Below are 15,096 nucleotides of genomic sequence, written 5' to 3' on the forward strand. Positions count from 1 at the left end.
TTTAAGCATCCTTCTTATTATCTAAACTTTCTATAGTAAAGTTGTGGTTTGTGTAAATACAAGTGTCAGCAGCTATTGTAAGGCTTTTTTTAACCACTTCTTCAGCTGATAAATCTGTGTTTTCGATTAGAGCTGTTGCTGCAGAACGAGCATAAGTTGATCCTGAACCTATAGATATAATCTCATTTTTATCTGCTGCCATTACATCACCAACACCAGAAATTAGTAGAGACTTATTTTCATCAGCAACTATAATCATAGCCTCAAGTTTACTCAACATTCTATCTAAGCGCCACTCACGAACCATTTCAACAGCTGCTCTTTCAAGATTACCTTGATAAAACTCTAACTTTTGTTCAAATTTTTCAAATAGAGTGAATGCATCTGCAGTAGATCCAGCGAAACCAGTAAGTACTTTACCACCATTTAATTGTCTAACTTTTACGATATTATCTTTTGCAATAGTGTGACCTAAAGTAGCTTGGCCATCACCACCAATTACAACTTTGTCACCTTTTCTTACGCAAAGAATAGTAGTACCTTTCATTATTTCCATATCATTTACCTTATTTGTTTGTAGGCTTTGTATAAATCTATTATTTATAAATATGGGGAGCGTTAGATTTTTTACAAGTTCTTTTGGTTATAAAGTTACGAATCTAGTCACAAAGTTTTAAAATTATGGTATATTTGACGCTGTCAAAATAATAAAAATGGTTTGATTAATGAGTAGTTTAAATTATAAAGAAACAATATCTCTTGCAGTTAATATATATAAGAGATCTTTCAAGATCGCTTTTGCTTTAGCTTTTATGTTGTCATTTATCTCAGAATTTTGCATGGTTTATATGATGAATCATGGAATGTTAGAATTTATAGAGAATGAAGGCAAAGAAATACCTGCTAACTTCCCTCCGGGAGAAGTTTTAGCCTTAATGATGATAGTTATTGTAGTTGCAACAATATTTGTTTATGCAATGATCTTACTTTTACAAGGTATATTCATAAAGCAAAAAATGAAACAATCAGATGCTTTAAAACTATCTCTTCAGATATTTTCTAAGAGAGTATTTGCTTTTATAGGAGCATTTTTCCTATCTATGATTATTATGAGTATGTTTACAATGTTTTTGCAGTATATAGGTATGTTTTTAGCTATCTTACTTTTTGTTACTGTTTTTCCAAATGTGCTTCTTGAACAGAAGAATGTGTTTGATGCAATTAAGTCAAATTTCTCTCTTTTAAAGTCAGATACTTTTTATATGATCAAAATATCTATTAGTATACTAGCATTAATGATTATTAAATCATTGATTACAGTAGGTTTAGTCTATGGTTTGAAGAGTTTAAGTGTCGAAATTAACCCATTAGAATCAAGTCTTCAAAATATAATAGTTACTATTATAGAATCATTTATAATGCCGTTTATTTTAGCTATTACAGTTGCGGTGTTTTTAGCTACTAGAAAAGAAAAAAATATTAGCTAATAGCTTCTCTTAGTCCTTATCAAAAAGTAGTAGGGGTGTTACGATTAAATTTTACTTTTAAATCATTTAAATATTTTAACTGATCTAAACAACGATCATTCCACATTTGCTTTTTGTAGCCAATAATCATCCCCGAAATTTCTTGCCAAGCTATAAGTTCATCAATTTCTTCTATATATTGAATATTCCAGACAAAGACTTTAGAAAAAGGACTTTGTAAATTTTTATTAATTTCGCAAAGTTTATATAGTACTTCTAAGTCTATATCTACTACTTCTCCATAGCTAATAATTGTGTTTTTAACTTTATCAGTGATCAGTTGATTCTTGACTTTACTAACAAGATTGAGGTCTTCTTTTGTTATCCAACATCCAATGCCATCAATCTCTCGTAGATTATTTATAATATTTTTGTAACTAAAATTTTTGTTGATAATATTAAGAGGTCTACCTAAGTCATAAATAATACTGATATTTTTAGGGATATGTTTGTTTATAGTAGATAGCATATCTTTTATATTGTTGTCATCAAGGGTCTTAATGTCTAACCATAGTATAGAGAGTTTTGATTTTCGCTTACTATAGAGCTGCTTAAAACTAGTTAACCAATCTTCTAGAGAATAATGCTTTGTATTATTAAAATCATGATGAGCAACCACCCATTGTTTTTTAGAAGCACTATAGGCTATATCTATCTCTAATCCAGAATAATAAGGAAGTACTTTACTGATATTTTCAGGTTTATTTACCTGATGAGCTATCGAATAAAATGAGTTTTTTGAAGACATTAAATAAACCTCTGATATCTGTTTAAATCATACCTAAAGCTATAATCATCATAATTAATACACTTAGAACAACCATTAATAATTTGAAATAAAACTGTGTTGGAGAATGTTTTCGTTGAGATTTGTATTGTTTAAATGATGCTAATGACGGTAGCAAAAGTGCAAAAAACAGTCCACTAAAGCCCGAAATAGCTATCGCTTTGACGAATAAGTTTTCATAGAAATTTGCAACTAACCAGCATGGTATAAACCCAATAATTCCGCAGTAAAATCTATTTAATAAAGTGTATTTTAGTTTGAATGAATCGATTAGAAAATCTATGAATGCAACAGATAAAGCTATAAATGAAGCTATTAAAGTTATGTTGAAAAAAGCTTTTAGAAAGGCTGTTATGAAACTACTGAAGTTGTAAGTATCAATTATTTCTAGAATCTGTCCAAGAGTTAGTTGATTATGGTATTTACTCCCATAAGGTTCAACTAAGCTAACTATCGCATTTATCCAAAGTAAACTTACAACAAGAGTAATAGTCGTAGCTATTGTAAGTATTAGCTTCAGCTGTTTAGTGTTATCTCTTCCGATATAATTTACCAGACTAGGAATTATTGATTGATAAGAAAAAACTAATATAATTACAGAAAATCCCTGAGATAGATGTTCAATTTTTTTTAAGTCATAGTTTGCAAAACTCGAAATATTAAGGTTTAAAAATATTACGGCGACTACTAAAAATGTAAGTTTAGCAATCATTACTAAAGAGTTTAGTTTCTCTGCATATTTAACACCTAAAACTACTAGCGTTCCAAATACTATCGTAAAAAAAAGACTCAACACTTTATTTTGGTAGGGAATATAAATCCCTTTAAAAATAGTATTTAGAAAGATATCTGGGCTTGTATTTATGTATGCAGTTAATACACTATAGAGTGTGATAGCAAAAGAAAGCATAATGATATATCGAGCATACTTTCCGAAACTATCCTCAGCTATAGAACAGAAATTGTTTTTATAAAGAGGAAGTTTTGAACTTAAATCAACGATTAAAAAACCAGAAAAAAGCATAACAATATATGCAAAGAGCATTAGTATAAAGGTTGTTAAGAGACCAAGCTGATTTGCTACTATAGGCAGTGCCAATATTCCACCACCGATCATACAGCTAATTACTAGTAGCACACAGCCTATAAATTTGATGATGCCCATTCAATTATTCGTTCTCGTATAACCCTTTAAGGTGTTGAAATACAGCTTCAGAAAACCCTGAATCAGTAACATTATAACCACCTTCAAGCAAAGATATAATCGGAGCATCATTTTTAGAATTTTTAAGTTTTGATTTTAGATATTTAGTCATCTGTAGATACGCATTATCACTTAAACCTTCGTCTTTGGTGAATTTGGCTATTGGATCACCATGTCTAGCATCAAACCCAGCTGAGATGAAAACCAAATCAGGACTAATATTTTCAAAAGCTTCATCTATAGTTTTATAAAATTTAGGCAGAAAAATGCTATCTATATAATCTTTTTTTGAAGTATGTATGTTTTTAATAAAACTATTTGAGTTATTAGCTTTACCACATACTGTAGCGTAATTATCAGGCTCTAAGTCAGGATCCTCATTATATGGGTAAATCGTAGCATTATGAAATGATATGAAATAAGTTTCAAAATCTTTGAACCTAGCTTTGATACTGTTGTCTTTAATATCAAAAAGGACACTTTGAGTACCATTACCATGATGGTAATCCCAGTCTATGATCAGTATTGATTTTTTACTGTATTTGATGTTCGCTAGCATACTTGCAAATGCAATATTGTTGAAATAACAGAAGCCTTCGCCAACTTGATAACCGCCATCAAAATCATCATCTTTACAGATACCACCATCAAAACTATGATGGCCAGGAGGGCGCATAGCATAAAAAGATATTTGATTGTTTTTAATAGCAGTATCAAATGTCTGTGTGAATGCTTTAAGTGGGTACGTTGAAGTTAAATATTTCGGAGAATTGGTGATTTCAGAAATATGTTTGTTAGAGTGGATTTGATTTAAATACGTTAAAAATTCATCAGAAAAATTTTCTGGAAGTATTTTATGGCTGTTAATTAGGTTGTTTTTTTTAGCTTTTTGTTTTGCTAAATCTACGATGTCCATTCTTTTTGGCTGTTCAGCTGAACCTGTAAAATTTAGATGCTGTTTAAACAGTTCACGATTATTGAAAAAATTTATTTTACTCATAATGCTGTTTTACTCCATATTTTTATAGAAATTATTTTAAAAACTCATTCCAGGCATCATCCAAATGCCTGCGGCCCTAAGAGTATCTTTTATTATCAATACTTTTTCAGCGTAACTAAGAGAGTCATAAATGTTATATTTTTTTGATTCAGTAGCTAGATTATGCAGTCTAAGATCAAGCATATTGTTATCAAATGCTTCTTGTTTAAATACAGCATTAGCATTTCTGATTTTTGATGCAGATGTAATTATTATAATATCAGAAGCTTTAGGATTTAGACCTTTTAATATTTTGAAGGTATTCATAGTTTGCCATACTAAATCATAGGACTGATCTTCCATGATTATTTGATTTTTAGGTATTTTGTTATTAACTAGCCATTGCTTCATCTTATATGATTCTGTGACTCCCGATTTAGCTCTGCCACCAGTGACAATAATCTTTGAGTTAGGAAATCTCTCGTAGGCAAGTTTACCCTTGGTTAAACTTTTTATCAGTGGATTATTAAGTGAGCCGTCAGGGTTTAAAGGAGATCCTAGAATTATGATTACAGGAGTAGATTTCTGAGGTATAGATATCTGGTTAGATCTAGTGTTTATATGTAAGTTAAAACTTTTTGTAATTATATCAAAAGAGTTTAAGAATACTGGCATTCTAGACCATGATGATTCTTTTAATCCTGATAAAGATTTTCTATAATCACTAAATTCAAATACATTTGAATACGCTGTTTTATACACTTGAATAATTGGGTTTTCTGGGAATTTTTGAACCAGCATTTGTAATGTTACCCCAGCCTCCTTGTATCTTTCAGTATCTATTTGTAGTGAAAATAAGGAAAGTCCAAGTCGTAAAAACTCATTGCTATCAGTATCAGCTTTTTTTACAGCTATCTGTATTACATTTAGAGCTTTATTTAGATATTGATCAGCAAGCTCATGGTTAAGCTTACTATTGCGAACATTTTCAATTGCTTGTTGCTCGAGATCTATAGTTGTTAATTCTGGAGCAATAATCTCTTCAGCAGAATAACAATTCCCGATCATTGCAAATATAAACAAATACATTAGTAAAAAATGTTTATTTATAAATTTCATATTTTAAGCATTAGTTGTTTAGCTCTTATACAGATAATATAAGAGTTTTTTAATAAAATAAATAAGCGATTAAGGATTATGATTATTTTGATACTAAAAAACCATACCAGGCATTTCCCAAAGCCCAGCAGTTCTTAAAGTGTCTACTATAATTAGTGCTTGTTCTTGTTTATTAGCAGGTTTATCTATGTCATATTGTTTTGTGCTTGCAACAAGGTTGTTGACTTTAATTGGCATTTGAGAATTAGCTATTGCTTGCTCAAATATAGCTGTTGCTCTACGAGTATGAGAATCACTAGAAATTAGTAAAATATCTTGAATAGGTCTATTTATTTTCTTAAATATCTCGATAGTGTTTAAACCATTTGTTACAGTGCTAATAGATTGATCTTCTTGAATGATTTTGTTACTGGGAACTTTATGTTTAATCAACCATTGCTTCATTTGATATGATTCAGTCGTACCGTTACGAGCGGCACCACCACTCACTATGATTATAGCATTAGGGTAGTTATGGTAAGCATCAAGAACCTTTTTTAGTCTATCAGTAAGAATATCTGTCGTAGTACCATCATCATTTAAAGCATATCCTAAAACAACTATTGCTAGACGATTTTGATCTAGTTTTGGAAGTTTATCAACAGAGGTGTTTAGCTTTATATCAAAACTATTCTCTGCAGTTTCGATAGCTTTTATATAATGTGGCATTTTCTGCCATTTAGAAGCTTTTAAAATATTTAGGTCATTTTTATATTCTACAGGGTTCCATAGTAGTGAGTATGCTGTTAAATAAACTTGTAGTATAGGGTTTTTGTTAGAGTTTATACTTCCAAGTTTTGTGAAAGTAGCTTTAGCTTGATCAATATGGTTATTTAAAACTTGTAGATTACCTAATGACATCATTAGTTGATTATATAGGTATAAATTATCTTTAGACATTTCACTGGCACTAGCTAAAGATTTCATAGCATCAGCTGGGTCTCCACGTTTTGTAGTAGCTCCATTGTTTTCATCAGAGGAGGAAACATTTGTATTATATTGAATATTTGCTACAGCATTCTGTTGTTGTTCTAATGTCTTTAGGTTAAATGAATTATCATTAGCAAAAATGAAGCTTGGTAGTGTTAAGCATATTGAGAGCAAGAGTTTTTTGTTTTTAAACATGGTTTTATGTATTTATTTGGTTATTAGTTAAATATTATAAGAGTTTTTTTGCAAAATAAATCATTGTCTTATAGTATTAGTCAAAACTATTTAAAATTAAATGAAAATGCAAAAGAATATTTCCCCTAAAAATGTAATTTTTGCTGGTTTAGCAACAAGTGTTGAATACTTTGATTTTGCTCTATTTGCTTATGTTACTGTATACATATCAGCAGCTTTTTTTCCCGAGAGCGACTCTACTGTTGCGATGATAAAAACATTTGGTATGTTTGCTGCAGGCTATTTGATGAGGCCTGTAGGTGGTATATTTTTTGGAAATCTAGGTGATAAGCTAGGTAGAAAAAGTGTCCTAATAATTACAGTTGCATTAATGGCAATATCAACAGCTATAATAGCATTTACACCAAGCTATCAAAGTATTGGGGTATTTTCGGTATTATTAATAGTATTTGCTAGGATGATACAAGGTTTCTCAATCGGTGGTGAATATAATGGTGTTTTAGCGATATTAAGCGAACAAGCTCCTGATGATAAAAGAGGGTTGGTAACGGCATTTGGAACCTTCTTTTCTGGGTTTGGAGTATTTTTAGGCACAGTTATAGTTTTTATATTTTCATATTACTTAACTGATTCACAAATGCATGCGTATGGTTGGAGAGCTTGTTTTATTATAGGTACAATTATGGCCTTGATAGTATTAGTAATGCAGTTTTTACAGGATGAATCCCCTGAATACTTAAAAGCTAAAGAAGATGGTGCCTTAGATGATACGCCTGTGGTTTCTGCAATTAAAGAATATCCATATCAGATATTTGTAGTATTTGCTTTAGCTGGGTATTTAGGAATTGTTTATTATATGCTTTCAGCATTTATTCCATCGATGCTTGAAGGAGGTTTGGGCTATTCAACAAACATGGCGATGCTTATGACTATGATTGCATCTATTTGTTATTTTTCAACAGCACCACTTTGGGGGTTTATATCTGATAAGATTGGTCGTAAAAAAGTTCTTTTAACTTCTTGTACCGCTATAGGTGTTCTTATATACCCAAGTCTGTATATCATCAATAGTGCAAATTCACCTGTTCTTACATGTATTATGATGTGCATACTGATGTTGTTTATATCAGCGGCTACAGCTACATTTGTAGTAACGATTAATGAGCTTTTTCCTACACATTTGAGATTTAGTGGTGTAGCTACAGGTTATAATATTAGTAATGCTCTACTTGGTGGAACTGTACCGTTAATCTCTGGATTATTGATTTTGTACTTTGGTTCAATGGCACCAGCATTATATGCGATTTTAGCCTCTATAATAATTGTAATAATAGTAGCTAAAATGCCTGAGACAAATGGTATTGAATTAGAAGAGTAAAGAGTCCTTTAAAGTTCTAAATAATTATTTTAAATTTGTAATATAAGATCGACAACCCTTCTGCAAGATAATAAAATAAATTAAGTATCCTGTTATACCACCCTCAACTAAGACTTTCTCTTTTTCCAAAAAAACTAAATTTATTTTAATATTTGTTTGTAATGCTTGATATTGTGTACTACTATGTTAGTACATTAATACATTGATTTATTCTGAATGTCTGAAATAAAAGATAACGAAGAAAATTTACATGAGCTTTATGAAGTTTTCACTAATTTTGAATCGGTTGAAGAAGCTAAACTTTTTCTTGAGGATTTATGTACTCCTGTTGATTTGGTGGCTATGGCTGCTCGTTGGAGAGTCGTTAAAGAACTAAAAGAAGATAAACCATATCGACAAATCCATGCTGAAACAGGTGTTAGTTTAACCACTATTAGCAGGGTTGCAAGATGTCTTACTTACGGAACGAATGGCTATAACACTATCTATAACAAAATTAAAAAAGAGAATTAATATGAGAAAAAGACTAAGAGTTGCTGTACAAAAGAAAGGAAGACTAAATGATAATTCTATGGAGTTATTTAAAAAAATAGGTGTTAAGGTAGAGTTTTCAAGTAAGAGTAACTTGTTGTGCCATTCTATAAATGCTCCTATAGATTTTCTTTTTGTTAGAGATGATGATATCCCAACATTAGTAAATGGTAATGTATGTGATTTTGGTATAGTTGGTGAAAATGTTTTAGAAGAGTATCTCCTAAGCATAAAAGATACTAATAAAAACAATGACATTATAAAAACCAAGAAACTTGGGTTTGGTAAATGTAGATTATCCATAGCAGTACCAAGTAATGCTAGCGAAGATTTAAACGATTTAAAAAATACGCGAATAGCAACTTCATACCCTTATTTAATTCAACAATTTTCAGAAAAGAATGATTTAGGTCTTGATCCTTTATCTATTTCTGGCTCAGTTGAAATAGCTCCTAATTTACAAATGGCAAGCTCTATATGTGATTTAGTTTCCACTGGCAGAACATTAGAAGAAAATAATCTTAAAGAGATTCATACTATAATGAAAAGCCAAGCAATTTTAATTCGCTCAAATGAGAGTTTTGGAGATGAGTTGGAAGAGTATTATCAATTATTACTTAGAAGAATTGAGGGTGTAAGACATGCTCAAGAGAGAAAGTATATTATGTTTCATATTGATAAAGATGCTGTTGATACTATTAAGGATATTTTACCTGGTCATGAGGGGCAAACTATTATGCCTTTGTATGATGATAATAAGGTAGCGATACATTTAGTTACCAAAGAAGGAGTTTTCTGGGGAACTTTAGAGAAGTTAAAAGAAGCAGGCGCTAGCTCTATATTAGTATTACCAATTGAGAAAATGTTGGAGTAAATAAGTATAATGATAGGAATATATAATTGGCAAGAGCTTGATATAAAAAAACAAATAGATCTTCTAGCTCGCCCAGTTTCTGCTAATAAAGCTAGCTTAATCTCAGGTGTTAGAGATATATTAAATGCAGTACAGAAAAATGGAGATAAAGCTCTTTTTGAGTTTACTTCAAAGTTTGATTGTGTTGATTTAGATGATATTGAAGTCACAGCGGATGAGATTAAAAAAGCTTATTCATTAGTTTCACAGGATGATGTTGGTTTGATTAAGAGCTCTATAGCGCGTATATCTAACTATCATAAAGTTATGAAACCAAAGACTACTATTTGTGATACTAATGATGGTGTGGTTTGTAAAAAAGTTTATAAACCTATCGAAAAAGTTGGTTTATATGTGCCTGGAGGTTCAGCTCCGTTAGTATCAACTTTGATAATGCTAGCAGCACCAGCACAAATTGCAGGATGTAAAGATGTTTTCGTAATTACTCCATGTGATAAAAATGGAAATGTTCATCCACTAATTTTAATAGCTGCAGATATTTGTAAGGTATCAAATATTTATAAACTAGGTGGGGCTCAGGCGATAGCTGCATTAGCTTATGGTACAGAAACAGTACCCAAGGTAAATAAAATTTTTGGACCTGGGAACTCATGGGTTACAGAAGCAAAACAGCAAGTATCTAATGATAGTCAAGGAGCTGCTATAGATTTACCAGCAGGGCCTTCAGAAGTTTTAGTAATAGCTGATGAGTGTGCAGATCCAAGATTTGTTGCTGCAGATCTATTAGCACAAGCTGAACATGGAGTTGATTCACAAGCTATACTAATCACAACTAGTCTAGCTTTAGCTAATAAAGTTAGAGATGAAGTTTCTAAGCAGACTGATACAGCTCAAAGAAAATCTATCATTGAAAAATCACTCATAAATAGTGCAATTATAATTACAAGCTGTATTGATGAGTCAATTAAGATTGCTAATGAATATGCTTCTGAGCATCTTATTTTAAATATCGAAAATGCGGATGACTATATTGATAGTATCGAAAATGCAGGAGCTATATTTGTTGGTCCTTGGGCAGCAGAAGCATTAGGTGATTATATTACAGGATCAAACCATGTGTTACCTACTTATGGATATGCAAAAGCTTATAGTGGTTTAGCAACTATAGATTTTATGAAAGCGATAAGTGTCCAAAATGTATCGAAACAAGGAATAAAAAATATAGGCAAAATGGCTATGAGATTAGCCGATATAGAAGGTCTCAAAGCTCATGAAATGGCTGTTAAAATTCGTTTGGAGAGCTTATAAAATATGCAAAAGCTAGAAAAATTAATTCGTAAAGATTTGCAAGAGTTTAGTGCGTATTCGTCAGCAAGATCTTTGAAGGTTCAAGGGAATATATGGCTGAATGCAAATGAGTCACCTTATGATGATGAAAAACTATTTAACCGTTATCCTTCACAACAGCCTCAAGAGTTAGTTCAGCGTTTAGCGAAAATATATGAAGTAAAAGCTGATAATTTGTTAGTTACTCGAGGAAGTGATGAGGGGATAGATCTTTTATTTAGACTATTTTGTGAATATAAAAAAGACAGTGTATTTGCGGTAGAGCCAACATTTGGAATGTATAAAATAGCTGCACAATTACAAGGTGTAGAGTATAAAACTATAAAGCTTGATCAGGAAAATGATTTTGAACTTGATATTTCTAAGCTTTTAGAAAGTATTCCTAATAACTGTAAGTTACTTTTTTTATGTACTCCTAATAATCCAACTGGTAAATCACTTTCTTTAGGTGAGATTGAAAAGGTATTAGCTAGTTTAGCAGATAAATGTATAGTTGTTGTCGATGAGGCATATATAGAATTCAGCACAGAGCAATCAGCTACTAATCTTATTGATAAATTTCAAAATTTAGTTGTATTAAGAACATTATCAAAGTCATTTGGTATGGCAGGGCTTAGATTAGGTACTGTAATTTCTAACGCTAAAATGATTAAATGGTTAAGAAAAATATTAGCACCATATCCAATTCCTAAAACTACTGAAACGACTATAGTAGATTTGCTTGATGATAAAAGCTTAGTTAAGTTAGATAGTCAGATTGAGGAAATAAAACAACAAAGACAACTAGTGCTTGAAGAGTTAGAAAAGTTAGCGATAGTAAACAAAGTATACTCATCAGATGCAAACTTTTTGCTAGTCAATTTTAACAAGGCAGTTTTTGATGATTTAATCACAAATAACATAGTTGTCCGTTCTATGGCGCACTTTTTTAATGATGAAAAGATGTTAAGAATAAGTATTGGAACATCAGTTGAAAATAAAAAACTAATCGAAGTATTACAAAAATTAAGTGGTGATTATGAAGCAAAATAAATATTTATTTATTGATAGAGATGGAACCTTAATAGTCGAGCCACCTATAGATAAGCAGGTTGATAGTATCGAAAAATTAGAGTTTTTTGAAGGTGTTTTTGAAGCTCTTAAAAAATTACAAAAAGCAGGTTTTAAACTTGTAATGGTATCAAATCAAGATGGCTTAGGCACTGAGTCTTTTCCTCAAGAAGATTTTGATGCGCCACATGACCTAATGATGAAAATATTCAAATCACAAGGTATTGAGTTTAAGAATGTTTTAATTTGTCCACATTTTGCTCATGAGAATTGTAATTGTCGTAAGCCTAAAGTTGGTTTGCTGATGGATTATTTAGTCGAGCAGAAGATCTCTCTAAAAGATAGTTATGTGATTGGTGATAGAGAGACAGATGTTCAGTTAGCTCACAATATAAAGGTTAATCCTATTCAATTTGGTTTCGGAGAATATCAAACTTGGGATAACATAACTACAGCGATATTAAATAAGCCTAGGGTCGCTGAAATCAAGCGTACAACTAATGAGACTGATATCGTTGTAAAAGTTAACTTAGATGCTCATGGAACTCGAGAAATAGAGACAGGTCTAGGCTTCTTTGATCATATGCTCGATCAAATTGTAAAACATGCTGGTATAAGTGCTGTAATTAAGGCAAAGGGTGACTTGCATATAGATGATCATCATTGCGTTGAAGATGTTGCAATAACTCTTTCACAAGCAGTTGCTCAGGCTTTAGGTGATAAATATGGTATTAATCGTTATGGGTTTTTACTACCAATGGATGAGGCTTTAGTTGAGATTGCTCTAGATTTAAGTGGTAGGAATTATTGCTCATTTGAGGCAGATTTTGATCGGGAAATGGTGGGTGATTTATCCGTAGAGTTAGTGAAGCATTTCTTTGTGTCTTTTGCTGAAGGTCTAAAGGCAACACTACATATCAAAGTTACTGGTGAAAATACGCATCATAAGATAGAAGCTTGCTTTAAGGGTTTAGGTAAAGTTCTTAAACAGGCAGTTGCTAAAGATGGTATAGGTGAGATTCCAAGCTCAAAAGGGGTATTATGATAGCAATAATAGATTGTTGTGGTAGTAATTTTGCCTCTGTAAAATATGCCTTTGAGAAACTAGGTCGACAAATAGTTTTAACTCATGATCCTGAAGTAATCCAAAAAGCAGCTTGCGTGATTTTGCCAGGTGTGGGACATGCTAAATCAGCTATGGATAGTTTAAGAAAAAACAATTTAGATAAGCTTATTCCAAAGCTGACACAACCAGTATTAGGAATCTGTTTAGGAATGCAAATTATGTATAGTTTTTCTGAAGAAGGAAATACAGATTGCTTGGGTATTTTTTCTGAAAAAGTAAAAGCTTTTAAGAAAACTCAAAGCTTTAGTATTCCACATATGGGTTGGAATAGTTTACAAAATATAAATAAGGATCATTTTTTATTTAAAGACATTGCAGAGGATGATTATGTATATTTTGTGCATAGTTTTTATGCTGAGCTTAATCAATTTAATATAGCTACGAATGACTATATAAATGATTTCACTGCGATGGTAAATAAAGATAACTTTTATGGTATACAGTTTCATCCTGAAAAATCTGGTAGGGTTGGGATGAAGATTTTAGAGAATTTTATACAAGGAGCTTTGTAGATGAATATATTTCCAGCGATAGATCTAATAAATGGCAAATGTGTTCGTTTAGAAAAAGGTGATTTTAATAAAGCTACGACTTATGAGCTTGAACCTAAAGGTGTTGCAAAAGCATATCAGCAAGCTGGAGCAGAGTTTATCCATGTTGTAGATCTTGATGGTGCTAAAAAAGGTCAAACTTGTCAGTTTGAAACTATCCAGCAGATTAGAAATAACTGTAATATGACTCTACAAGTTGGTGGTGGTGTCAAAGATTTTGAGACTATTGAAAAACTTCTAGAAATTGGAGTTGATAGAGTAGTTGTTGGTAGTTTAGCTGTTAAGGATACAGCATTAACGAAGAAGTTTTTTGAGAAATATGGCGCTGAAAAGATAGTTTTAGCTTTAGATGTTTTTATCAAAGAAGGTATTCCTTATATAGCAACGCATGGCTGGCAAGAGTCTAGTGCAACTACTTTAGATGAGATATTACAAACTTATCTTAGTGATGGGCTTGAATATGTTTTATGTACTGATATTTCTCGAGATGGTATGTTGCAAGGACCAAATTTTGAGCTGTATAGAATCTATTCATCTATTTATCCAGATATTAAGTTTATGGCTTCTGGTGGAGTTGGAGGCTTGCAGGATCTAGAAATATTAAAAGAACAAAAAGTCTATGGTGTAATTATTGGTAAAGCTTTATATGAAAATAAATTTACACTACAAGAGGCATTAGAATGTTAACTAAAAGAATAATCCCATGTCTTGATGTAAAAGATGGTGTCGTTGTTAAAGGTGTAAAGTTTAGAAATCATAGAGTTATTGGTGACATTATTGAGCTTGCACAGAAATACTCAGAAGCTGGTGCTGATGAGTTAGTTTTTTATGATATTGGTGCAAGTCCTGATAACAAACTGCTCTCTATAAAATGGATACAAGAGATAGCTAAAAAGATAAATATACCATTCTGTGTAGCTGGAGGTATCAAGTCTGTGGAGAATGCTCGCGCTATATTAAATGAAGGTGCAGATAAGATATCTGTTAATTCAGCAGCACTTGCTAGACCTGATTTGATAGATGAGTTAGTTTATGAGTTTGGCACTCAATGTGTGGTGGTTGGGTTAGATAGTAAATTTATCGATGGTGAATTTAAAGTTTGTCAATATACAGGAAGTGCAGATAAAACTGTTCAGACATTACTAGATCCCATTAGCTGGGCAAAAGAGGTTGAATCACGTGGAGCAGGCGAGATAGTTCTCAATTGCATGAATCATGATGGTGTCAAGGGTGGTTATGATCTAGAGCATCTTAGAGAAGTTCAATCAAATGTCTCAATACCTATTATTGCCTCTGGTGGAGCTGGTGAGATTCAACATTTTATTGATGTATTTAAATATACCAATATAGATGGTGCTTTGGCAGCTAGTGTATTTCATGATGACATTATTGCTATACCTGAGTTAAAACAAGAGCTTTTTAAAAATAATATACCGACAAGAATAGTAAAATAGGATATA

The 15,096-nt window shown here is 31.6% G+C and carries 16 protein-coding genes; 10 read left to right on the top strand and 6 right to left on the bottom strand.

Going from position 1 to position 15,096, the window contains the following annotated elements:
• Nucleotide 1: 1 nt before the first annotated feature.
• Nucleotides 2-556, bottom strand: a complete 555-nt coding sequence (hslV, locus tag CDH04_RS03870) for an ATP-dependent protease subunit HslV (RefSeq protein ID WP_112869770.1) — start codon at nucleotides 554-556, stop codon at nucleotides 2-4.
• Between the two features lie 169 nt (nucleotides 557-725).
• Between hslV and CDH04_RS03875 the strand changes: the two genes are divergently transcribed.
• Entirely contained in the window at nucleotides 726-1,487 is a 762-nt protein-coding gene (locus tag CDH04_RS03875) for a hypothetical protein (RefSeq protein ID WP_112869771.1), read from the top strand.
• A gap of 19 nt (nucleotides 1,488-1,506) precedes the next feature.
• On the opposite strand, the gene CDH04_RS03880 is transcribed toward CDH04_RS03875, so the two are convergent.
• The 5 genes from CDH04_RS03880 to CDH04_RS03900 all read right to left on the bottom strand — a co-directional run bounded on the left by CDH04_RS03880 (nucleotide 1,507) and on the right by CDH04_RS03900 (nucleotide 6,779).
• Nucleotides 1,507-2,274 carry a PI-PLC domain-containing protein gene (locus CDH04_RS03880; protein WP_112869772.1) on the bottom strand — a complete coding sequence of 256 codons (768 nt, stop codon included), beginning with the start codon at nucleotides 2,272-2,274 and terminating at the stop codon, nucleotides 1,507-1,509.
• A gap of 22 nt (nucleotides 2,275-2,296) precedes the next feature.
• A complete protein-coding gene (locus CDH04_RS03885; protein WP_112869773.1) occupies nucleotides 2,297-3,478 on the bottom strand; it encodes an aromatic amino acid transport family protein in 1,182 nt (393 codons plus the stop codon).
• Between the two features lie 4 nt (nucleotides 3,479-3,482).
• Nucleotides 3,483-4,517, bottom strand: a complete 1,035-nt coding sequence (locus CDH04_RS03890; protein WP_112869774.1) for an arginase family protein — start codon at nucleotides 4,515-4,517, stop codon at nucleotides 3,483-3,485.
• Nucleotides 4,518-4,553: 36 nt separating this feature from the next.
• A complete protein-coding gene (locus tag CDH04_RS03895) occupies nucleotides 4,554-5,615 on the bottom strand; it encodes a YdcF family protein (RefSeq protein ID WP_112869775.1) in 1,062 nt (353 codons plus the stop codon).
• 93 nt (nucleotides 5,616-5,708) lie between these two features.
• Entirely contained in the window at nucleotides 5,709-6,779 is a 1,071-nt protein-coding gene (locus CDH04_RS03900; RefSeq protein ID WP_112869776.1) for a YdcF family protein, read from the bottom strand.
• Nucleotides 6,780-6,885: 106 nt separating this feature from the next.
• On the opposite strand from CDH04_RS03900, the gene CDH04_RS03905 reads away from it, so the two are divergent.
• From CDH04_RS03905 to hisF, 9 genes are all read left to right on the top strand, one after another.
• Nucleotides 6,886-8,157 (top strand): MFS transporter, encoded by a 1,272-nt coding sequence (locus CDH04_RS03905; protein ID WP_112870892.1) that lies wholly within the window; start codon nucleotides 6,886-6,888, stop codon nucleotides 8,155-8,157.
• Between the two features lie 216 nt (nucleotides 8,158-8,373).
• Complete coding sequence (locus CDH04_RS03910) at nucleotides 8,374-8,670, top strand: YerC/YecD family TrpR-related protein (protein ID WP_112869777.1); 297 nt, start codon at nucleotides 8,374-8,376, stop codon at nucleotides 8,668-8,670.
• Between the two features lies 1 nt (nucleotide 8,671).
• The gene (hisG, locus tag CDH04_RS03915; RefSeq protein ID WP_112870893.1) at nucleotides 8,672-9,562 is read left to right on the top strand and encodes an ATP phosphoribosyltransferase; all 891 of its coding nucleotides are present in this window, start codon (nucleotides 8,672-8,674) and stop codon (nucleotides 9,560-9,562) included.
• A 9-nt stretch (nucleotides 9,563-9,571) separates the two neighbouring features.
• Nucleotides 9,572-10,870, top strand: a complete 1,299-nt coding sequence (gene hisD / locus CDH04_RS03920; RefSeq protein ID WP_112869778.1) for a histidinol dehydrogenase — start codon at nucleotides 9,572-9,574, stop codon at nucleotides 10,868-10,870.
• Nucleotides 10,871-10,873: 3 nt separating this feature from the next.
• Complete coding sequence (gene hisC, locus CDH04_RS03925; RefSeq protein WP_112869779.1) at nucleotides 10,874-11,941, top strand: histidinol-phosphate transaminase; 1,068 nt, start codon at nucleotides 10,874-10,876, stop codon at nucleotides 11,939-11,941.
• Nucleotides 11,928-13,004: a bifunctional histidinol-phosphatase/imidazoleglycerol-phosphate dehydratase HisB gene (gene hisB / locus CDH04_RS03930; RefSeq protein WP_112869780.1), complete on the top strand. Its 1,077-nt coding sequence runs from the start codon at nucleotides 11,928-11,930 to the stop codon at nucleotides 13,002-13,004. Before hisC ends, hisB begins: the two co-directional genes overlap by 14 nt.
• A complete protein-coding gene (gene hisH / locus CDH04_RS03935) occupies nucleotides 13,001-13,597 on the top strand; it encodes an imidazole glycerol phosphate synthase subunit HisH (RefSeq protein ID WP_112869781.1) in 597 nt (198 codons plus the stop codon). The genes hisB and hisH overlap by 4 nt, the downstream gene beginning before the upstream one ends.
• A complete protein-coding gene (gene hisA, locus CDH04_RS03940; protein WP_112869782.1) occupies nucleotides 13,598-14,323 on the top strand; it encodes a 1-(5-phosphoribosyl)-5-[(5-phosphoribosylamino)methylideneamino]imidazole-4-carboxamide isomerase in 726 nt (241 codons plus the stop codon).
• Nucleotides 14,317-15,090 carry an imidazole glycerol phosphate synthase subunit HisF gene (gene hisF, locus CDH04_RS03945; RefSeq protein WP_112869783.1) on the top strand — a complete coding sequence of 258 codons (774 nt, stop codon included), beginning with the start codon at nucleotides 14,317-14,319 and terminating at the stop codon, nucleotides 15,088-15,090. The genes hisA and hisF overlap by 7 nt, the downstream gene beginning before the upstream one ends.
• The last annotated feature ends 6 nt before the right edge of the window (nucleotides 15,091-15,096 follow it).

This window comes from Francisella adeliensis (assembly GCF_003290445.1).
Classification (GTDB): domain Bacteria; phylum Pseudomonadota; class Gammaproteobacteria; order Francisellales; family Francisellaceae; genus Francisella; species Francisella adeliensis.